The sequence below is a fragment of the Streptomyces sp. NRRL F-5755 genome, from assembly GCF_001279365.1.
Classification (GTDB): Bacteria; Actinomycetota; Actinomycetes; order Streptomycetales; family Streptomycetaceae; genus Streptomyces; species Streptomyces rimosus.
On sequence record NZ_LGCW01000283.1, the window covers coordinates 23,259 to 43,238 of the forward strand.

Annotated in this window: 16 protein-coding genes and 4 tRNA genes; 9 read left to right on the forward strand and 11 right to left on the reverse strand. The window is 72.6% G+C overall.

Features of this window, described 5'->3' with window-relative positions; translation table 11 throughout:
* The first annotated feature begins 217 nt into the window (after positions 1-217).
* Positions 218-2,086 carry a hypothetical protein gene (locus tag ADK86_RS28390; protein ID WP_234346076.1) on the forward strand — a complete coding sequence of 623 codons (1,869 nt, stop codon included), beginning with the start codon at positions 218-220 and terminating at the stop codon, positions 2,084-2,086.
* A gap of 290 nt (positions 2,087-2,376) precedes the next feature.
* Complete coding sequence (locus ADK86_RS28395; protein WP_053699178.1) at positions 2,377-3,855, forward strand: N,N-dimethylformamidase beta subunit family domain-containing protein; 1,479 nt, start codon at positions 2,377-2,379, stop codon at positions 3,853-3,855.
* 189 nt (positions 3,856-4,044) lie between these two features.
* Here the strand turns inward: ADK86_RS28395 and ADK86_RS28400 are convergent, their stop codons facing one another.
* A complete protein-coding gene (locus ADK86_RS28400; RefSeq protein ID WP_053699179.1) occupies positions 4,045-4,965 on the reverse strand; it encodes a LysR family transcriptional regulator in 921 nt (306 codons plus the stop codon).
* A gap of 101 nt (positions 4,966-5,066) precedes the next feature.
* On the opposite strand from ADK86_RS28400, the gene ADK86_RS28405 reads away from it, so the two are divergent.
* Together ADK86_RS28405 and ADK86_RS28410 are read left to right on the forward strand one after the other, a co-directional pair.
* Entirely contained in the window at positions 5,067-6,410 is a 1,344-nt protein-coding gene (locus ADK86_RS28405) for an MFS transporter (protein ID WP_234346072.1), read from the forward strand.
* A gap of 163 nt (positions 6,411-6,573) precedes the next feature.
* Positions 6,574-7,476, forward strand: coding sequence for a phosphoribosylaminoimidazolesuccinocarboxamide synthase (locus tag ADK86_RS28410; protein WP_053699180.1), 903 nt, complete (start codon positions 6,574-6,576; stop codon positions 7,474-7,476).
* Positions 7,477-7,625: 149 nt separating this feature from the next.
* On the opposite strand, the gene ADK86_RS28415 is transcribed toward ADK86_RS28410, so the two are convergent.
* From ADK86_RS28415 to ADK86_RS28455, 9 genes are all read right to left on the reverse strand, one after another.
* Positions 7,626-7,698 (reverse strand) — tRNA-Gly (locus ADK86_RS28415).
* 34 nt (positions 7,699-7,732) lie between these two features.
* A complete protein-coding gene (locus tag ADK86_RS28420) occupies positions 7,733-8,329 on the reverse strand; it encodes a response regulator transcription factor (RefSeq protein WP_030600749.1) in 597 nt (198 codons plus the stop codon).
* 447 nt (positions 8,330-8,776) lie between these two features.
* Positions 8,777-10,183 carry a sensor histidine kinase gene (locus ADK86_RS28425; RefSeq protein ID WP_053699181.1) on the reverse strand — a complete coding sequence of 469 codons (1,407 nt, stop codon included), beginning with the start codon at positions 10,181-10,183 and terminating at the stop codon, positions 8,777-8,779.
* 2 nt (positions 10,184-10,185) lie between these two features.
* Complete coding sequence (locus ADK86_RS28430; RefSeq protein WP_053699182.1) at positions 10,186-10,992, reverse strand: ABC transporter permease; 807 nt, start codon at positions 10,990-10,992, stop codon at positions 10,186-10,188.
* On the reverse strand, positions 10,989-11,963 hold the full coding sequence (locus ADK86_RS28435; RefSeq protein WP_053699183.1) for an ABC transporter ATP-binding protein: 975 nt from the start codon (positions 11,961-11,963) through the stop codon (positions 10,989-10,991). Before ADK86_RS28435 ends, ADK86_RS28430 begins: the two co-directional genes overlap by 4 nt.
* A 160-nt stretch (positions 11,964-12,123) precedes the next feature.
* Positions 12,124-12,196 (reverse strand) — tRNA-Gly (locus ADK86_RS28440).
* Positions 12,197-12,271: 75 nt separating this feature from the next.
* Positions 12,272-12,343, reverse strand: a tRNA-Gly gene (locus tag ADK86_RS28445).
* A gap of 45 nt (positions 12,344-12,388) precedes the next feature.
* Positions 12,389-12,460 (reverse strand) — tRNA-Gly (locus ADK86_RS28450).
* 194 nt (positions 12,461-12,654) lie between these two features.
* On the reverse strand, positions 12,655-12,975 hold the full coding sequence (locus ADK86_RS28455; RefSeq protein ID WP_003980565.1) for a histone-like nucleoid-structuring protein Lsr2: 321 nt from the start codon (positions 12,973-12,975) through the stop codon (positions 12,655-12,657).
* 300 nt (positions 12,976-13,275) lie between these two features.
* Here ADK86_RS28455 and purS point away from each other — a divergent pair, with 300 nt between their 5' ends.
* Genes purS through purL form a run of 3 tightly spaced genes read left to right on the forward strand, consistent with a single transcriptional unit; the run spans position 13,276 to position 16,480 of the window.
* Positions 13,276-13,533, forward strand: coding sequence for a phosphoribosylformylglycinamidine synthase subunit PurS (purS, locus tag ADK86_RS28460; RefSeq protein WP_003980566.1), 258 nt, complete (start codon positions 13,276-13,278; stop codon positions 13,531-13,533).
* Positions 13,530-14,234, forward strand: a complete 705-nt coding sequence (purQ, locus tag ADK86_RS28465) for a phosphoribosylformylglycinamidine synthase subunit PurQ (protein ID WP_053699184.1) — start codon at positions 13,530-13,532, stop codon at positions 14,232-14,234. Before purS ends, purQ begins: the two co-directional genes overlap by 4 nt.
* Complete coding sequence (purL, locus tag ADK86_RS28470) at positions 14,231-16,480, forward strand: phosphoribosylformylglycinamidine synthase subunit PurL (protein WP_033022844.1); 2,250 nt, start codon at positions 14,231-14,233, stop codon at positions 16,478-16,480. The genes purQ and purL overlap by 4 nt, the downstream gene beginning before the upstream one ends.
* On the opposite strand, the gene ADK86_RS28475 is transcribed toward purL, so the two are convergent.
* The gene (locus tag ADK86_RS28475) at positions 16,437-18,026 is read right to left on the reverse strand and encodes an MFS transporter (protein WP_053699208.1); all 1,590 of its coding nucleotides are present in this window, start codon (positions 18,024-18,026) and stop codon (positions 16,437-16,439) included. The two genes, purL and ADK86_RS28475, sit on opposite strands and share 44 nt — an antisense overlap.
* Positions 18,027-18,191: 165 nt before the next feature.
* On the opposite strand from ADK86_RS28475, the gene ADK86_RS28480 reads away from it, so the two are divergent.
* Together ADK86_RS28480 and ADK86_RS28485 are read left to right on the forward strand one after the other, a co-directional pair.
* Positions 18,192-18,839 (forward strand): TetR/AcrR family transcriptional regulator, encoded by a 648-nt coding sequence (locus tag ADK86_RS28480; protein WP_003980570.1) that lies wholly within the window; start codon positions 18,192-18,194, stop codon positions 18,837-18,839.
* A 10-nt stretch (positions 18,840-18,849) separates the two neighbouring features.
* Entirely contained in the window at positions 18,850-19,656 is an 807-nt protein-coding gene (locus ADK86_RS28485) for a maleylpyruvate isomerase family mycothiol-dependent enzyme (RefSeq protein WP_053699185.1), read from the forward strand.
* The last annotated feature ends 324 nt before the right edge of the window (positions 19,657-19,980 follow it).

The window sequence follows — 19,980 nt, forward strand, 5'->3', positions numbered from 1 at the left end:
CATGCGTCGTGTGGCGCCCGTGCCGCCCGTCGGCACGGGCGTCGCGGCGGCGTCCGGCAAGTGGCTCACCGGCATTGCGATGTCAGTGGCCGGTGCCACAGTGGTGGAGAGTGAGCAACGCCGTCGGAGGCCGTTCGCGACCCCGGCACCGTTGCCCCGCTCTTGTCGTCCCGTGTTCTCTTTGTCCGGTTGATCAGGGCAGCAGGGGGTGTACAGGCTGGTGGCAGGTCCGGAAGCAGGAGCAGAGGCGGCGCGCGCCCGCGCGCTCGCGGTGCTGCGGATACGCGGCGCGGCGCTGGGCGTGGCCCTGGTGCCCGCCGCGGTGGCCGTGGTGCTGCTCGTCGGCGGACTGACCGGCCGTATCGGCCGCGCCGACCCCGTCACGAGTTCCACCGGCTGGGACGCCGCGCGCTGGGTGGTCACCGGCCTCGCGCTGGTCGTGCTGCTGCTGGCGGCGCTGGTGACGACCGTCGTCGTACGGGCCCGGCCCGCGCTGAGCCCGTCGGTCCCCATAGCGGAGGAGTCCGCCCCCGATCTGTACCGCCTCGTACGGGACCTGGCCGACCGCCTGGAGGTCCCGGCCCCGTCCGCGATAGCCCTGACGCCCGACTGCGACAGCTGGCTGGAGGACCGTACGCACCGTGCGCACGGCCCGCCGCGCGGCAAGGCGGCGGGTGGTGCGGGCGCCGGAGCGCGCGGTGGCGCACGCGTCGTGCAGGCGCCGGTCCTGGTGATCGGCTCGCCGTTCATGTGGTGGATGCGGGTCGCCGAGCTGCGGGCGCTGCTGGCGCCCGTCGTGGCCGGCACCGGCCCGTCCGCCAACCCGGACATAGCCGCGGCCCGCCGCTTCGTCCGCGGTCTGGACGCCGCGGTGGCGGTCTCCGCGCGCTCCAGGAGCCCCCTGAGCGCACCGGCGCCCGCGTTCGTCGGCTGGGTCGCGCGTCTGCTGCTGCGGGCCTGCCGCGAGCACGCCATGGAGATGGAGCGCTGCGTGGCCGCCGCCGCCTCCGAGCGCGCCCAGAACGTGGACTACGGCCTGCGGATCGTCGCCCAGGAGCAGGTCGGCCTGGCGTACGCGGGCTGGGACCGGCTGCTGACCAGGGTCGCGCTGCCCGCCTGGCGCCTGGGCCGCTGGCCCTCCCGGCTGGACGCCGGTGTGGTCTCCGCGCTCACCGAGCTCTCCCGCCGCGACCGTCTGGCCGAAGGTTTCACCTCGCGCCTGGGCGAGCGCCCCGCGTGCGACCTCCTGGAGGAGCCCGGCGCCGTGGACCGCGCCGCCTCCCTCCTCGCCGCCCGTCTTTTCCACGGCGGCCCGGCCGAGCCGGGGCCGGACTGGTCCCCGGTGGGCTGGCAGCAGTATCCGGAGGAGGTCGTGGACCGCAAGTGGCGCCTGGAGGCGGCGCGACTGCACCGCGTCCTGGACGCTCTTCCGCCGGTCACGGACGGTGGCCGCCCCGGGCGTGCGGAGCCGGAGAGCCCGGAAGGGCCGGGCACCGCGGGGGAGCCGGACGGGCTGGTCGCCGCGGGCGGTGCGGCGGACCCGTCGGGCCCGGCCGCCGCGTACGGTCCGGCAGTCGCCGAGGGCCTGGTCGCCGGTGAGCCCTCGGCCGGTCCGGAGAGCTCCGGCCCCACGCTGATACGGGTCATCGAGCGCCTGACGGCCGGCGAGCGGGCGAGCGATCTCGTCGCCGCGCGCCTCGGCGGCGAGCTGGCGCGCGAGGAGCGCGCGGAGGCGGCGCGCCAGGCGGCCCGCGAACCGGCGGCCGACGGTCCGGACGCGGGCGTGACCTGGGGCGACGGGCTCGCGGACGGACTGCCGCTGTTCCCGATGCAGCCCCCGCGCACGGGCCGCGAGCTGCTCGCCGACCATGTGACCGCGATGGTCTGCTGCGCCGCCGTGGACACCGCCGGCGCGGCCCCCGGCCTGGACTGGCTGGACGGGCCGATCCTGCTCGTGGACGGCGTACGCCGCTCGGATCTGGGCCACCCGGTGCTCCGGCTGGTCGACGACGGCGACGCGGGGCCGCTCGGCGAGTGGCTCGGCGAGGTCGGCGTACGGCCCGAGAAACCGGTCCGGCTCGTGTGAGGGGCGCCGACGGCGCACGAGGAGCGTATGGGGGCGCATTCGGGGGCATGAAGAAGCCGAGTGCGCCTGTTGTGGACGTGCGTTCCGCACCACCCGCACGACCGGGCTGAATGTTCCCCTCCAGTACGGCGTTCATGGCCGGAACCCTTGCGAATTCACGACGAAGGGTGACGGAGCAAGTGCGTAATGTGATGTGCTGGGACTGGCCCCGGTCGTTCAATCGAGCACGAAATCTGAGTGCCGCGGCGGCCTGCTCAGTCGGCGGGGGGACGCAGGGAGGGGAGTACGAGGTGGGGACGGAGCAGATCCGGCGCTGGGAGTCGGGAGCGCTTGCGCACGCGGTCACGGATCCGTTCGGACAGGGCCCGCTGCCCTGGCTGCGCGGCAGCGAGAACTACTTCGACTCCGGTCAGGTGGTCCCCTGGTACGTGGACCCGGCGGTCGCCCCCGGCGAGAAGCGCCTGCCCTCCCCCCGCTCCAGCGCGGGACCCCGCACCGCCGATGATGTCCGCCAGCAGATCAAGGGCTTCGTGAGCACCGGCGCGGTGGCCCCCGGCGAGGCCATCGACTTCCGTGTCTCGGTCGACCCGCCCCAGCCCTTCAGCATCGACATCTACCGCATCGGCCACTACGCGGGCACCGGCGCCGCCAAGATCACCACGAGCCCGCGGCTGGCCGGCATCGTGCAGCCCGCGCCGCTCGCCGCCGACCGTACGGTCTCCTGCCACCACTGGTGGCTGTCCTGGCGCCTCCAGGTCCCCACGTACTGGAAACTGGGCGCCTACGTAGCCGTCCTGACCACCGCCGACGGCCACCGCAGCCACGTCCCCTTCACGGTCCGCGACACCCACCCCGCCGACCTCCTGCTGCTCCTGCCCGACATCACCTGGCAGGCGTACAACCTCTACCCGGAGGACGGGCGCACCGGCGCCAGCCTGTACCACGCCTGGGACGCGGACGGTTCGCTGCTCGGCGAGCCCGACGCCGCCACCACCGTCTCCTTCGACCGCCCCTACGCCGGCGCCGGCCTCCCGCTCCACGTCGGCCACGCCTACGACTTCATCCGCTGGGCCGAGCGGTACGGCTACGACCTCGCCTACGCCGACGCCCGCGATCTGCACGCCGGCCTGGTCGATCCGTCCCGCTACCGCGGCCTGGTCTTCCCCGGCCACGACGAGTACTGGTCCCAGTCCATGCGGCGGACCGCCGAACTGGCCCGCGACAGCGGCACCTCGCTCGTCTTCCTGTCCGCCAACACCATGTACTGGCAGGTCGAACTGGCCCCCTCGCCCGCGGGACCGGACTCCCTGCTCAGCTGCCGCAAGCGCCAGGGCCCCGGCAAGCCCGCCCTGTGGCGCGAGGCCGGCGACCCGGAGCAGCTGCTGATGGGCATCCAGTACGCCGGCCGGGTTCCGGAGCCCGCGCCCCTGGTCGTCCGCAACGCCGACCACTGGATGTGGGAGGCCACCGGCGCCCATGAGGGCGACGAGTTGCCCGGCCTGGTCGCCGGCGAGGCCGACCGCTACTTCCCCCGTACGCCCCTGCCGGAGCACAGCCACCGCATCCTGCTGGCCCACTCCCCGTACGAGGACAGCGAGGGCACCCGCCGCCACCAGGAGAGCTCGCTCTACCGCGCCCTCAGCGGCGCCCTGGTCTTCGCCTCCGGCACCTTCGCCTGGTCCCCGGCCCTGGACCGCCCGGGACACGTGGACGAGCGCGTCCAGCGCGCCACGGCCAACCTGCTCGACCGCATCTGCAAGCGGGACTGAGGCGGGTCGGCTCGGCCTCGGGGGCTAGGGCGTTTCTGATGGATCTCCGTGGAAGACGGAGCGGTGTTCGGTGCGTGCGCTCGGCGTGCGGCGTGAAGGGTCATGTGGCGGAGCCACCTGTCCCTTTGCGCCGTGCGGCGAGGGTGCGTGCCGGGCGTCGCGAGGCCGCGGAGATCTGTCAGAAGCGCCCTAACGCCCCGCGGCCGTCCCCAGTTCCCGCGCCAGCGCCACCGTCAGCGCCCGGAAGATCCGTACCTCCGGATTCGGGTCGCCCGCCCGCGTCGCGAGCACGCTGTGCGCGTACGGCGCGTCCAGCACCGGCACGTACACCGTCCCGGGCCACGGGTAGTAGCGGGCGAAGGACTTCAGCCCGGAGCCCGCGCCGCGGCCCGCCGCGACGCTGGTCAGCACGTCCTGCGGGGTCAGCGCGCAGTCCGGGGCGCGGCGCTCGCCCTCGTCGAAGTACAGGTAGTCGGTGAACGGCCGCGGTGTGTGCCGGGGCAGCCGCAGGTACGGCAGGTCGATGACGTCCGCGACCCGTACGCCCGTCGCCGCGGCGTCCGCGAGCGGCGAGGCCGCCGGGACCGCGACGATCCGCTGCTCGGTGGTCAGGACGTCCACCTCGATGCCCTCGCTCCGGATCGCCGGCCGTACGAACGCGACGTCCACCCGGTCCTCGCGCAGCGCGCTGCAGTGCTCGGTGAAGTTGAGCTGGACCAGCTTCAGCGGGATCTCCGGGCGGGCCCGGCGGAAGGCGTTGACGGCCGCCGGCGTCACCTCGGCAGAGCCGTGCCCCATCACACCGACCCGCAGCCCGCGCGCCGCCCGGGACGAGGCCGCCGAGGCGCGTTCCGCCGCCTCGGTCACGTCCTCCACGGCGGCGTTCGCGGCGGCCAGCAGCGTACGGGCGTGGGAGGCCAGCCGCTGTCCGGCGGCGGTCGGCCGTACGGGGCCGTTGCCGCGGTCCAGCAGCCGGGCGCCGAGCTCGCGCTCCAACTGCTGTACGTGCTGGGTGACCGCGGCCGGCGACAGGAAGAGCCGGGACGCGGCCCGCCCGAAGTGTCCTTCCTCGACCACCGCCAGGAAGGAAGACAGCCGTCGCAGGTCCATAGGTGCCACGATAAATCGGACGCGGGTCCGGTTCCGGGGGCCGTTCACGATTCCTGAACGGAGGCGGCGCCGACCCCCTCCGGCCTCGTACAACGGCTTCCATGAGCACGTCCCCCACCGAACGCCGCACCACCTCCGCTGCCTCCGTCTGTCGTACGGACGGGCCCGGCGCCGGGGCGGCCCCCGTACTGCCGCGACCCGCGCCCCGTACGCCAGGCCGTGCCGCCGGCGGTTCCGCCCGGCCCCGCCACTGGCTGCGCGCGGGCTGGATGATGACGGCCTCCGGCTGGAGCGCCAACCAGTTCTCCGCCCTGCTCGGCGCCTACCGCGGCGACCTGGGCCTGACCACGGCCACCACCACCGCACTCTTCGCGGTGTACGTGCTCGGTCTGATCCCGGGGCTGCTGCTGGGCGGCCCGCTGGCCGACCGGCGCGGCCGACGCCCCGTGGTCTATGCCGCGCTCGCCACCGCCGCTGTGGCGACCTGCCTCCTGATGGCGGGCCCGGCCGCCGCCTGGCTGCTGTGGCCCGGCCGCTTCCTGACCGGCCTCGGCGCGGGCGCCCTGCTCACCGCGGGCAGCGTCTGGATCAAGGAGCTCTCGTCCGCCCCGCACGACCCGTCCACCGCCCCCGGCACGGCCGCCCGCCGCTCCGGCCTCTTCCTCTCGGCCGGTTTCGCCTCCGGCGGGCTGGCCGCCGCGCTGATCGCCCAGTGGGCGCCGTATCCGATGATCACGGCGTATGTGCCGCACCTGGTGCTGTCCGCGGTGGCCGCGGTGGCCGCGGGCCGGGCGCCCGAGACGGTCCGGGCCGGGGCCGCGCACCGTCCGGCCGCCCATGAGGCGCGCCCGACCGCACATGATCACGCGCCGCGGGGCGCCGGCGGCGCCTCCTTCGGGCGGCTGATCGCCCCGGTGGCCCCCTGGGTCTTCGCCGCGCCGACCATCGCCTTCGTGACCCTTCCGGGGCTCGTCGGCGCGCGCCTCGACGGCTGGCAGACGGTGTACGCGGGTGTCGCCACCGCCGTGACTCCCGGCGCCGGGCTGCTGGTGGCGCCGCTCGCCCGCCGGCTCGCCGCCCGGCACCGCCTGGCCACCGCCGTCGCCGGGCTGGCCGCCGTCGCGCTCGGCCTCCTCGTCGGCGCCCTCGCCGTCATGGCCGTGCAGCCCGCCGTGGCGCTGGCCGCCGCGGTGGTGCTCGGCGCCGGATACGGGCTGTGCGTGGCGTACGGCCTGACCGAGGTCGCCGCGCTGGCGCCGCCGCACCGGCTGGCCCGGCTCACCGCCCGCTTCTGGACCCTCGCCTACCTGGGCTTCTTCGCCCCGTACGGCGTCACCCTGCTCAGCGCGCTGTGGTCCCCGCAGGCCATCCTCGCCGCCGCGGCACTGCTGGCCGTCCTCACTCTCGGGGCGGTCGCCCGCGCGGCGCACCGTGAACGGCTCTGACCGGGCTCGATCGGCACCGACTGGGCCCGGCCGGAGACGGTCCGCCGGGCCCGTACCGGGCGCCGGTCCCGCACATGCGGCCCCCCGCGACCCTGGGACGCCGTCCCGTCCCCGCATACGGGAGAATCGGACCGACGCCTGGATCAACCTACGCGGAGGCAGCGTGTCCGGTTTTGTAGAAAAGCCCGAGGCAGTGGAGGTACCGGGGCTCACCCACCTCCACACCGGCAAGGTGCGCGACCTCTACCAGAACGCCGCCGGTGACCTGATCATGGTGGCGAGCGACCGCATGTCGGCTTTCGACTGGGTGCTGCCCACCGAGATCCCGGACAAGGGGCGGGTGCTCACCCAGCTCTCGCTGTGGTGGTTCGACCAGTTGGCCGACCTCATCCCCAACCATGTCCTGTCCACGGAGCTGCCGCCCGGCGCCCCCGCGGACTGGGAAGGCCGTACGACGGTCTGCAAGTCGCTGGCGATGATCCCGGTGGAGTGCGTCGCCCGCGGCTACCTCACGGGCTCCGGCCTCGTCGAGTACCAGCAGACCCGTACGGTCTGCGGGCTGGCGCTGCCCGAGGGCCTGACCGACGGCTCGGAACTGCCCGCCGCGATCTTCACCCCCGCCACCAAGGCCGCCGTCGGCGAGCACGACGAGAACGTCCCGTACGAGGAGGTCGCCCGCCAGATCGGCGCCGAGACCGCCGCCCAGCTGCGGCAGGCCACCCTCGCCGTGTACGGGCGGGCCCGCGACATCGCCCGCGAGCGCGGCATCGTCCTGGCGGACACCAAGTTCGAGTTCGGCTTCGACGGGGCGGAGCAGCTGACGCTGGCGGACGAGGTCCTCACCCCGGACTCGTCCCGCTTCTGGCCCGCGGACACCTGGGAGCCGGGCCGGGCCCAGCCCTCCTTCGACAAGCAGTTCGTCCGCGACTGGCTCACCTCGCCGGCCTCCGGCTGGGACCGCAGGAGCGAGCAGCCGCCCCCGCCCCTGCCCCAGGAAACCGTCGACCGCACGCGCGCCAAGTACATCGAGGCGTACGAGCGGCTGACGGGGCTGACCTGGGGGTAGGGCGGAGTGGGGCCGGGTGCGCCCCGGCCCCATGGGCGCGTACCCGGGCCTCATGGGCGCCGGTCCTTGCGTACGGGGGCCGGCCCTGCGTACTGGGGCCGGTCCCGACGAAGAAGGCCCCGGTCACGAGGACCGGGGCCTTTTCCCTGAGCGGACGACGAGGCTCGAACTCGCGACCTCAACCTTGGCAAGGTTGCGCTCTACCAACTGAGCTACGTCCGCCTGCCCCGCGCTCAGCGGCGCGGTGCGGGCTCCACTATAGCCAACCTCGCGCGCGGGCGATGCGCGCTGCAGCGTGACGGTTCTCGGCGGAGAGCTTCGCGGTGGCCGAGGAGAGGTAGTTGCGCACCGTCCCCGGCGACAGCGCGGCCCGCTCCGCGATCTCCGCGACGGGCGCGCCGTTCTCCGCGTACTCCAGTACTTCCGCCTCCCGTACGGTCAGCGGCGAGTCCCCGGCGCTGATGGCGTCGGCCGCCAACTCCGGGTCCACATACCGGTTTCCGGCGTGCACCGAACGGATGATCTCGGCCAGCCGCTGCGCCGATACGGTCTTCGGCACGAACCCCCGCACCCCCGCCTCCAGGGCCCGCTTCAAGTGGCCGGGACGCCCGTGACTGGTCACGATCATGGTCCGGCAGCTGGGCAGCCGGCTGCGCAGAGATGTGGCCACTGCCACACCGTCCGCCCCCGGCATCTGAAGATCCAGTACGGCGACATCGGGCCGATGAGCCAACGCCATCGCCAACGCCTCCGGCCCCGACCCCGCCTCGGCCACCACCTGAAGATCATCCTCCAGCGCCAGCAGCGCGGCCAGCGCCCCCCGGATCAGGTGCTCGTCGTCGGCGAGCAGGATGCGTAGGGGGGCCTGGGGTTCCGGCGAGGGCGCGGGCGTGGGCTGCGAAGGCGCGGTCGTCGGAGGCTGCGGGGGTGTCGGTGGGGTTCTCGAAGGGTCCGCCACCGGAACCGCAGGTGCCTCCGTATCGGGCTGCCGGCCGGACGTCGGCACCGCGCCGGACGTCGGCATCGCGCCGGACCCCGGCATCGCGCCGGACCCCGGCACCTCTCGGGACTCCCGCCCCGGCTCGGACATCCGCCCCGGCTCGGGCCTCCGCCCCCACTCCTCCGCTCGCTGCTCTCCCGCTCGCCGCTCCTCCGCCATGGTCTCCGCTTCCCTCACGTCGCTCTGTCCCTCCGGCCGGGTGCCCGGCCGGCCACACACGGGCCATCGTCGCCCGCCCAGTACGGCCCGCCGCCGATTCCGCCCGCCGCCGACTTTGCCCGTACGTACCCGCACGGGCTCCTACGTCCGAGCGGGCCACCCGCTCGCGGCGAGCCCGGACGCGTCCCCCTGCGCCACCTGACCCTCCTCCAGCGGGACATGTGCCCGCAGCCAGAAGCGGCCGTCCGGGCGGGGGCCGACGACCAGCGTGCCGTCCAGGGCGGCCAGGCGTTCCCGCAGGCCGGCGATGCCGCTGCCGGCGCTGCGCCGGATCACGTCCGGTACGACGCCGTCGTTCTCCATCGTGAAGATCACCGCCGGTTCGGGCCGGGCCGCCGTGTCCGCCCCGGCGCCCGCCCGTCCCGGCTCCGCGCCGCGCGTCCGGTCGCCGCCGGGCGTGCCGTCGGACGTCACCCGCAGCGTCAGCCAGCAGGTGGACGCGTTGGCGTGGCGCAGTACGTTCGTGGTGCCTTCCCGTACGACCCAGGCCAGCACCGACTGCACCTGCTGCGGCAGCCCGGTGCTGTCCTCCTGGTCCATCAGGCACTGCACCCCGGCCGCCTGGAGCACCGCCCGCGCTCCCGCCATCTCCACGTCCAGGTCCGCCTCCCGGTAGGCGCGGACCACGTCCCGTACCTCCCGCTGGGAGTCCTGGGCCATCTGCTGCACCTCCGACATCTGGTCGGCGGCCTCCGGCCGGCCCTTGCGCGACAGCCGCACCGCCAGCTCGCTCTTGAGCGCGATCACGGCCAGGTTCCGGCCGACGACGTCGTGCATGTCCCGCGCGAACCGCAGCCGCTCCTCGGCCACGGCGAGCCGCGCCTGCGCGCCCTTGGCCTCGTCCAGCTCCCGCATCGCGGCGAGGATCCAGCCCCAGCTGCGGCACGTCAGCGCGGCGAAGACCGTGGCGAAGGCGAGGGTGATCGGCAGTCCCGCCACGCATACGAGCGGTACGCCCGCGAGGGACATCGCCGTCATGGTCACCGCCGTGACCCCCACGTACACCAGCGCCTGCCAGCGCTTCTTGATCACGAGGGACAGGAGACAGCCGATGGGCAGGGTCGGGAAGAGCGTCATCGTCGACCAGGACTGCAGGTTCGTCGTCGACAGCCCGCCATCGGTCATCAGCTTCGTGAGCAGAGCCATCGACGCGGCCGCCAGCACCCCGGACACGGCGATCAGCCGCCACGGCGCGGGGGTGCCGTAGACGTAGTGCGAGAGCCCGCGCCGTACGCCGGGGAGGTAGACACCGCACTGCACCAGCCCCAGCAGCGTGACCGGCAGGAGCGGCAGCAGGGAATGCTGTGACGGGGCCGCCGTGGCGACGAGCGGTGCGACCAGCCAGCCGCAGTACATCAGCCATGGCGTGACATACAGCGTCCACCGCGCCCACAGGAAGACCTGCGCGACCCTGCCCCGCCCCCGCAACTTGAGCAGCTGCTCCTGGAACACCGGCTCCGCACCCCCGTCGTCCTCAGCGCCGTACATCCTTAGTGCCGTGGCTCCCAGCGGAACCACCGACGTACAGCAAACACCGCGAGCCCGGCCCAGGCCAACGCGATGACCAGCCGCTTCAGTGTGTCGGTGAGGTCGCCCTCGCCGAGCCAGCCGTCCCGTACCAGGCCCATCACCGGCGACAGGGGCAGCAGCTCCAGGACCGCGGCGACCCGGTCGGGGAAGATGTCCAGCGGCGCGACCATGCCGGAGCCGGCCATGGAGACGAAGACGAACGGCAGCGTGGTCAGCGAGGCCGCCTCGGCGCTCTTGGTGATGGCCGTGGAGGCCGCGGCCATCGCGACCACGATCACCATGCCGAGGAGCACTCCCAGCACCAACAGATGCGGGGCCCGGGGCAGGTCCACCTTCAGAGCCAGCCCGCCGCAGATCACCAGCAGGACGCACTGCGCCAGCCCGATGAGCACCGTCGGCAGGGCCGTCCCGGCCAATATCTCCCGGTCCGTCAGCTCACCGCAGCGCAGCCGCTTGAGCACCAGTTCCTGGCGCCGGGTCACCAGCGCGCCCGTGACGGTGCCGTACACCGCGAAGATCAGCACGAAGCCGATGGTCCCCGGCAGCAGGGCCGTGCCGACCGACAGGCCGTTCTTCTCCAGCGGCATTTCGGCGACCGCCCGGTGCATGGCGAAGGCCATGATCAGGGGCATCAGCAGGGCCATGAACAAAGTGGTCTTGTTCCGGCCCAGCAGGGTCAGTTCCGCGCGGGCCAGGGCCGTCAGCCGGTCGCGCGTGCCCGTACGGGCGGCAGCCCCGGGCCTCGTCTCGATACCGGTGGCGCTCACTTGTCCTCCAAACCCTTGGCGATCCGCAGGAACGCCTCCTCCAGCGACGCCGAGCGGGCGTCCAGCCCCCGCAGCTCGATGCCCTTGTCCCGCGCCCACAGCAGCACGCCGGTGGCGGCCCGCTGCAGGTCGGAGGTGAACAGCCGGATCGTGCGGCCCGTCGTCTCGTGTCCGTCGACGCCCAGTTCGGGGAACGGCGGCAGGTCGCCGGCCAGGAAGCCGTCGGGCAGCTCGAAGGAGATCTGCGCGGGGTGGCTGGCCACCACCTCCGCTACTGTGCCGGTCGTCGCTATCCGGCCCCGGTGCATGATCGCGAGGCGGTCGGCCAGTCCCTCGGCCTCTTCCAGGTAGTGGGTGGTCAGCACGACGGTCGTGCCGTCCGCCCGCAGCCCGCGTATCAACTCCCAGGTCGTGTGGCGGGCTTCGGTGTCCAGGCCGGTGGTCGGCTCGTCGAGGAACAGCACCTCGGGCCGCCCGAGCGTGGCCATGGCCAGGTCCAGCCGCCGCCGCTCGCCACCGGAGAGCATCTTGATCCGGACGTCCCGGCGCCGGGCCAGACCGACCATGTCCAGTGCCTCGTCGACCGGCCGGGCGCCACTGGTGGTGCCCGCCCACATCCGTACGGCCTCGGCCGCCGTCAGGTCCGAGGGGAAGCCGCCCTCCTGGAGCATCACGCCGACCCGCGGCCGGACCTGGGCCCGCTCCGCGTACGGATCGTGGCCCAGCACACGCACCTTGCCGCCGGTCGGCGCGGCCAGCCCTTCGAGCAGCTCGACGGTGGAGGTCTTGCCCGCCCCGTTGGTCCCGAGCAGGGCGAAGAGCTCGCCGCGGGCGACGGAGAAATCTATGCCCCGCACCGCTTCGTAGCCCGCATTGCCCTTCTTGTTCTTCCGGCCGCCCCCGGACGGCCCGTACCGCCTGCGCAGACCCGTGACGTCAATCACGTTCGCGCCGAAGTCCCCGATGTTCATGGTTCAAGGCTCCCGCCCGGATCCGGCCCGGGGCAGTGCGGCTTGTCATCAGCCCAGATGACAAATGTCAGGTGGGGCGGGGAGGTGGCCGCCCCTGCGGGCGGGACGGCGTGGGCGCACGCGAAAGGCCCCGGTCGCGATGACCGGGGCCTTTTCCCTGAGCGGACGACGAGGCTCGAACTCGCGACCTCAACCTTGGCAAGGTTGCGCTCTACCAACTGAGCTACGTCCGCAGGCATCCGACCGGCTTTCACCGGGCGGCGCGACAGCTACTCTACCTGATCCACAAGACCGGTCGGTACTGTCAGAGCGGGTGACAGGGATTGCACACTGCGCCTCCCCCTTGGAAAGGGGGCGCTCTACTACTGAGCTACACCCGCATGACCACCATCCACCGGGTCCGAAGATCCGGTCGATGCTGTCAGAGCGGGTGACAGGGATTGCACACTGCGCCTCCCTCTTGGAAAGAGGGCGCTCTACTACTGAGCTACACCCGCGTGACTCCTTGGGGTTCGGCCTTTCGGCCTCGCCCCTCGGCGTGCTCCAGACTCTAGCTGATCAACAGGGGTGCTGCGCAACTCGGCTGCTGGGCAGTGCGAACCGGCCCGCCCGCCACCGCCCCGCCGCCGTCCGTCCGGTGTCCGTCCGGCGTCCGTCCGCCGGCCCGCGGCCGGACGCCGGACGGCCCGGGTCAGCTGTTGGCCGCGTCGAAGGCTTCGTAGACCTTCTTCGGGATCCGGCCGCGCGGGGGCACGTCCATGTGGTGGGAGCGGGCCCAGGCGCGCACCGCCGCGGGGTCCGGCGTCACGGAGGTGTGGTGGTACGCCTTGCCGGACTTCGACCGCTTGCGGCCGGCCTCCACGAACGGGGCGAGGGCGCCGCGCAGTTTCTTCGCATTGGCGGGATTGAGGTCGATCTCGTACCACTTACCGTCCAAACCGAAGGTGACCGTCTCTGCGGCTTCTCCGCCTTCGATGTCATCGGAGAGCGTGACTACTACGCGCTGCGCCACGGATATCGGTCCTTTCGAGCAGCAATCCCGTCCTGACATGGAGGGATGCTGCAGATCCGGCTGATTGGGATCAATGCATTTTCATTTGTACAGCGACAGGCATTGCAAGGTGAAGCCCAGTTAATTTCCTCAGCGTGTCCTTCCGCAATGCGGACCCTAGGTCTTTTCTGAGATTTTCCCCACCGCTCACCGAAGCCGATGCCGCAACGTGATCACACCGTCACGATATCTATGCGCGTAGATTTTCGAACACGGTACTGTGAGGGCACCGCCTTACGCACCACACCATCGGGAGTGCCAGTGGCACGCGTCGTAGTCGACGTCATGCTCAAGCCGGAGATCCTCGACCCGCAGGGGCAGGCGGTGCAGCGTGCACTGCCACGCCTGGGATTCGAGGGGATCCGCGACGTCCGTCAGGGCAAGCGTTTCGAACTTGAGGTGGAGGGCCCGGTCGACGACGCCGCCCTCGCCCGTATCCACGAGATGGCCGAGACCTTCCTCGCGAACACGGTCATCGAAGACTTCACCGTCCATGTAGAAGACCGGGCCGCATCGTGACGGCGCGCATCGGAGTCATCACCTTCCCCGGCACGCTCGACGACCGCGACACCCAGCGCGCCGTCCGGCTCGCCGGGGCCGAGGCGGTGCCGCTGTGGCACCGTGACAAGGACCTCAAGCAGGTCGACGCCGTGGTGCTGCCCGGCGGTTTCTCCTACGGCGACTATCTGCGGGCGGGTGCCATCTCGCGCTTCTCGCCGGTGATGGAGGCCGTGATCGAGCAGGCCAGGGCCGGTATGCCGGTGCTGGGCATCTGCAACGGCTTCCAGGTCCTGACCGAGACGCACCTGCTGCCCGGCGCCATGCTGCGCAACGAGAGCCTCCACTTCGTCTGCCGCGACCAGAAGCTGCGGGTGGAGAACGCCGGCACCGCCTGGACCACCGACTACACGGCCGGCCAGGAGATCTCCGTACCGCTGAAGAACATCGACGGCCGGTACGTCGCCGACGAGCGCACCCTCGACATGCTGGAGGCCGAGGGCCGGGTCGCCTTCCGCTACCTGACCGAGGGCGAGCCCGCCGACGGCTACGGCAACCCCAACGGCTCGCTGCGCGACATCGCCGGCATCACCAACGAGGCGGGCAACGTCGTCGGCCTCATGCCGCATCCCGAGCACGCCGTCGAGCCGCTGATCGGCACCGGCCGCACGGACGGACTCGGATTCTTCACCTCGATCCTGAAGAAATTGGTCAACGCATGACGCTCGACACGGTCAAGCACGCAGCCGAGACGCCGGACACCGACCAGCCGTGGGCCGAACTCGGCCTGAAGCAGGACGAGTACGAGCGCGTCCGCGAGATCCTGGGCCGCCGTCCCACCGGCGCGGAACTCGCGATGTATTCGGTGATGTGGTCGGAGCACTGCTCGTACAAGAGCAGCAAGGTCCATTTGCGGCAGTTCGGGCAGAAGGTGCCCGAGAACGACGCGATGCTCGTGGGCATCGGCGAGAACGCCGGTGTCGTGGACGTGGGCCAGGGCTTCGCGGTCACCTTCAAGGTCGAATCGCACAACCACCCCTCCTACGTCGAGCCGTATCAGGGCGCCGCCACCGGCGTCGGCGGGATCGTGCGCGACATCATCGCCATGGGCGCCCGCCCGGTCGCGGTGGTGGACCCGCTGCGCTTCGGCGCCGCCGACCACCCCGACACCAAGCGCGTCCTGCCGGGTGTGGTCGCGGGCATCGGCGGCTACGGCAACTGCCTGGGCCTGCCCAACATCGGCGGCGAGGTCGTCTTCGACGCCTGCTACCAGGGCAACCCGCTGGTCAACGCCGGCGCCATCGGCGTGATGCGGCACGAGGACATCCACCTGGCCAAAGCCTCCGGCGCCGGCAACAAGGTCATCCTCTACGGGGCCCGGACCGGCGGCGACGGCATCGGCGGCGCCTCCATCCTGGCCTCGGAGACCTTCGACGACGCAAAGCCGAGCAAGCGGCCCGCCGTCCAGGTCGGCGACCCCTTCCAGGAGAAGCTGCTCATCGAGTGCACCCTGGAGGCGTTCGCCGAGAAGCTGGTCGTGGGCATCCAGGACCTGGGCGCGGCCGGCCTGTCCTGCGCCACCAGCGAGCTGGCGTCCAACGGCTCCGGCGGTATGCGCGTGGAGCTGGACGACGTACCGCTGCGCGACTCGACGCTCTCGCCGGAGGAGATCCTCATGAGCGAGTCGCAGGAGCGCATGTGCGCCGTCGTGGAGCCGGACAAGGTCGAACGGTTCCTGGCGATCTGTGAGAAGTGGGACGTCACCGCCACCGTCATCGGCGAGGTCACCGACGGCGACCGGCTGGAGATCTACTGGCACGGCGAGAAGATCGTCGACGTCGACCCGAAGACGGTCGCGCACGAGGGCCCGGTCTACGAGCGCCCGTACGCCCGCCCCGCGTGGCAGGACGCGCTGCAGGCCGACGACGCCAACAAGCTGGCGCGGCCGGCGAACGGCGCGGAGCTGCGCGAGCAGGTCCTGAAGCTGGTCGGCTCGCCCAACCAGGCGTCCAAGTCCTGGATCACCAGCCAGTACGACCACTTCGTGCAGGGCAACACGGTGCTGGCGCAGCCCGAGGACGCCGGCATGATCCGCATCGACCCGGCCTCCGGCCTGGGCGTGGCCATCGCCACCGACGGCAACGGCCGGTACGCCAAGCTGGACCCGTACCACGGCGCGCAGCTGGCGCTGGCCGAGTCCTACCGCAATGTCGCGGCCACCGGCGCGAAGCCCCTGGCGGTCTCCGACTGCCTGAACTTCGGCTCGCCGGAGGACCCGGCGGTGATGTGGCAGTTCGCCGAGGCCGTCCGCGGCCTGGCCGACGGGTGTCTGGAGCTGGGCACGCCGGTCACCGGCGGCAACGTCTCGCTGTACAACCAGACCGGCGAGGCCGCCATCCACCCCACCCCCGTCGTCGCGGTCCTCGGTGTGATCGATGACGTGCGGCGCCGCACCCCGGTCGCGTTCGCCGACGAGGGCCACCTCATCTACCTCCTCGGCGACACCAAGGAGGAGCTGGGCGGGTCGGCCTGGTCGCAGGTCGTCCACGACCACCTGGGGGGCCTGCCGCCCACGGTGGACCTGGGGCGGGAGAAGCTGCTCGCCGAGATCCTGATCTCGGCCTCCCGCGACGGCATGATCGACGCCGCGCACGACCTGTCCGACGGCGGCCTGGTGCAGGCCCTGGTCGAGTCGTGCCTCAAGGGCGGCAAGGGCGCCCGCATCGTCGTCCCCGACGGTCTGGACCCCTTCGTCCTGCTCTTCTCCGAGTCGGCGGGCCGTGCCGTCGTCGCGGTGCCGCGCAGCGAGGAGCTGCGGTTCTCCGACATGTGCGGCGCGCGGGGCCTGCCGGCCACCCGCATCGGCGTCATCGACGGCGATGTCCTCGACGTCCAGGGCCAGTTCACCATCCCGCTGAGCGACCTCAGGGAAGCTCATGAGGCGGCGATCCCGGCGCTGTTCGGCTGATTCCGGCCGGGTCCGGCCGAGCCGGTCCGGTCGTGTGGTGGTCCGTCCCTTCCCGGGGGCGGGCCACCGCGTCGTCGGGCGGCCGTACGGATTTCCGCCCGGCGCCCGCCGGCGCATCGGCCCGTATGCGCGAGGCCAGGAGCAGTGCCAGCACCAGCACGCCCGCCGAGCAGAGGAAGACCACGCCTATGGATGAGCTGAAGGCGTCCACCGCGCGGGTGTGGGCCTCGCCCTTCAGGGCCGGTATGGCGCTGGTGGAGCCGCCGGGGCCGCGGTCGGCGTAGACGCGGGCGAGCACCGTACCGAAGAAGGCCGTGCCCAGGGAGCTGCCCAGGGTCTGGAAGAAGCGGACGCCGGTCGTCGCCACCCCAAGCTGGTGGCGCGGCGCGGACTGCTGCACCAGCACGATCAGCTGGCCCAGCGTCTGGCCGAATCCGGCGCCGAGCAGGAGGAGTTCGGCCCGTACGGCCCACAGGCCGGTGTCGGCGCCGTTGGCGGAGAGCAGCAGGGCGGCCACGGCGGCGCAGGCCGTGCCGCTGATCACGGACGCCTTCTCCGACCACCCGCGGGCGGCGAGCCGGCCCGTCAGCAGGCCCGAGACGGCTATGCCGAGCGCTACGGGAATCATGAACAGGCTCGCGGAGGTGGGGGCGATGCCGCGGGCCAGCTGGAGATAGATCATCACGTAGACCAGCGAGCCCATCATGGCCACGCCGACCAGGCCCTGCACGGCGAAGCCGGTACGCAGCGCGGGGATGCGGAACATGGTCAGCGGGAGCAGTGGCTCGGCGGCGGTGGCCTGCCGCCACAGGAACAGGGCGAGCAGCGCGACGGCGCCACCGAACAGCCCGAGGATCACCGGCGAGCCCCAGCCGTAATCCCGGCCGCCCCACTCCGTCACCAGCAGCAACGCGGTGGAGAAGGCCGCCGCCAGCGCCGCGCCGAGGAAGTCGATGCGGTGCCGCTCGCCGTGGTGCGGGAGCTTGAGGGCGAGCGCGGAGACGACGAGCACGGCGATGCCGACCGGCAGGTTGACGTAGAAGATCCAGCGCCAGTCCGCGTGGTCGGCGAGCAGACCGCCGACCACCGGTCCCAGGGCCATGCCGGCCCCCGCGACCAGCCCGCCTGTTCCGGCGCCCTTCCGCGTGCCCTTCTGGCCCGGCCCCTTGAGCTGGGCGAGGACGACCATGGTGACGCTCATCAGTCCGCCGCCGCCCAGCCCCTGCACCGCACGGAAGACGATGAGCTGCTCCATCGACTGCGCGGCCCCGCACAGCGCCGAGCCCAGCAGGAAGGTGGCGACGGCCCCGAGGAAGACCTTCTTGGCGCCCAGGGAGTCGCAGAGCTTGCCGTACAGGGGCAGCGCCGCGGTGGCGGCGAGCGAGAACGCGCTGATGAGCCAGGGGATGCGGTCGACGCCGTGCAGCGGGTCCAGCTCGCGGACGATCGGGACCGTCGCGGCCGAGACGATGTTCGTGTCGAGGACGGTGAGCAGCATCGTCACGAGGCAGACGACGAAGCCGATGCGGAGCCGGGCCGGCGTCATGCCGCCGGGCGCGGCGGGGGAGGACGGCCCGCCGGCGGCGGCCGCACCGCCCGGGGAAGTCCGCGAAGACGTGGTGGAAAGGGTCATGGCTGCACCATGCCCGGCAAGTGTGGACCGAGTCAATGTTTAGCCCGGTATTATTTTTTGCCCTGGTACAGTGGTGCCATGGTTGAGGAGCTGGGGCTGCGCGAGCGCAAGAAACTGCAGACCGAGCGGCGCGTCTGGCGGACCGCCCTCGAACTCTTCCTGGAGCGGGGCTTCGAGAAGGTCTCCGTGCAGGAGATCGCCGCGGCCGCGGATGTCTCCAAGATGACCGTCTTCAACTACTACGGCTCCAAGGAGGACCTGGTCCTCAAGCCGATGGAGCACCACGCCGGGGACGCGGCCCGGGCCGTCCGCGACCGCCTGCGGGGCGAGTCGGCGGTCGCCGCGGTCTGCCGCCAGTTCGTCGAGATGCTGGAGCTGCGGGACCCGTCCGTCGGCCTGTGCGATCAGGCGGAAGTGCTCAGCATCCGCCGGCTGATCGTGGAGACCCCGGCCCTGCTGCTTCGCGCGTACGCCAATCGGATGCACGGCCTCCAGCGGCTCGCCGAGGTACTGGAGGAGGAGGCCGGCGGCGACCGGATGGACGCCCAGGTGGCCGCGGGCCAGATAATGGCCGCCCGTAACGCGCTCATCAACGAGAACCACCGCAGGCTGCTGGAAGGCGAGACCGCCGACGCCGTGTACCCGGACGCGGTCGCCGCCGCGCACCGCGCCTTCGAGCTGGTGGAGCGCGGTCTGGGGGGCTACGCCACGCGCCCCGCCGAGTAGCCTCGACGCCATGCCCAGTGCCCGCAAGCCGTCCGGCAAGTCCCGCGCCCGCAGCTACGACTCCGCCAAGACCCGTGCCGCGGTCGTCGCGCAGTTCGGTCACGTACGCGTCGCCGTGGAGCGTCTGACTCCCGAGCAACTCGCGCTGCCCACCCGCCTCGGCGACTGGACGGTCCGCGAACTGGTCGCCCATCTGGCCATGGCCGTCGAGCAGGTCCCGGCGGCGCTGGCGCAGCCGGCGCCGCCCGCCCAGGAGGTCACTCTCGCCACCTGGCCGTCCGCGACCCGCGCGCTGGCCGGGAAGGTCGACGAGATCGCCCGCGCGACGGCGGCCGGGGCCGCGCCGACGGACCTCATGGACCGCGCCGCGGCCCGCTATGCCGAAGCCGTCCCCATGGCGCCCGACGACCGGCTGCTGGCCGCCCGTATCGGCGCGATGCGGCTGGCCGACTTCCTGGTGGTCCGCTGCGTCGAACTGGTCGTGCACACCGACGATCTGGCCGCCGCCACCGGTCTGGAGATCCCGTACGACCGCCAGGCCCTGGCCACCGCCACCCGGCTGCTCGCCGACGCCCTCGCGGCCAAGGCGCCGGGCGGCTCGGTCGAGGTCCGGGTGCCGCCGTTCGCCGTCGTCCAGTGCGTCGAGGGCCCCCGGCACACCAGGGGTACGCCGCCGAACGTCGTCGAAACCGACCCGCTCACCTGGCTGCGCCTGGCCACCGGACGTACGACGTGGCCGACGGCGGTCGAGGACGCGGCGGTCAGCGCCAGCGGCGAACGGGCCGACCTCGCACCGTACTTGCCCCTTATGGGCTGATTCCGGCAGGCAATCGGCAGGCCGGACACCGGTCATCTCGCGAAGAGTGAGCGCGACAAGGCCAGCCCGATACGTCCGGGAATCACCAGAAGCGTTCACCTGAGCGCCGCGCGCCGACATGCGAGTGGCGCATCTCACCCCGGCCCCGTACGGCGGGGTGTACGGCACCGGGCGGAGCGGAGGCGGCGAGGACCGGCTCCGGGCCCGAATCGGGCGGGTCCCGGGCGCGGAGAGCGTGGCCGCGAGCCCACCACGGCGCGCGATTCAGCCCGTGAGCGGGCGCTCACGCCCGGCATTCCGCCACCCGGACCAGGGCCCCCGGCG